The sequence below is a fragment of the Bacillus sp. C28GYM-DRY-1 genome (assembly GCF_030519405.1).
Classification (GTDB): domain Bacteria; phylum Bacillota; class Bacilli; order Bacillales; family Bacillaceae; genus Bacillus; species Bacillus spizizenii_A.
On sequence record NZ_JAUMKF010000090.1, the window covers coordinates 1 to 275 of the forward strand.

The 275-nt window shown below is 42.9% G+C and carries 1 protein-coding gene; it reads left to right on the plus strand.

Annotation, left to right across the window (positions count from 1 at the left end):
* A partial coding sequence (locus Q3W56_RS21240; protein WP_302896720.1) for a transposase occupies positions 1–275 on the plus strand: 275 nt, incomplete at both ends.

Consider the following 275-nt stretch of genomic DNA (forward strand, 5'->3'; position numbering starts at 1 on the left):
CAAAGGACGCCCCTCACTTGATCCGCTGATTTTATTCAAAATGATGTTTATCGGATACCTCTATGGTATCCGTTCAGAAAGACAGCTCGAAAAAGAAATTTACTACAATATGGCGTACAGATGGTTTCTCGGATTGAACATAAACGATCCAGTTCCGCACCACTCCACCATCAGCTGGAACAGACGCACACGCTTTAAAGATACAACGATTTTCCAAGATATTTTTGATGAGATCGTTCTTCAGGCCATCAATCATGATATGGTGGGCGGACGTG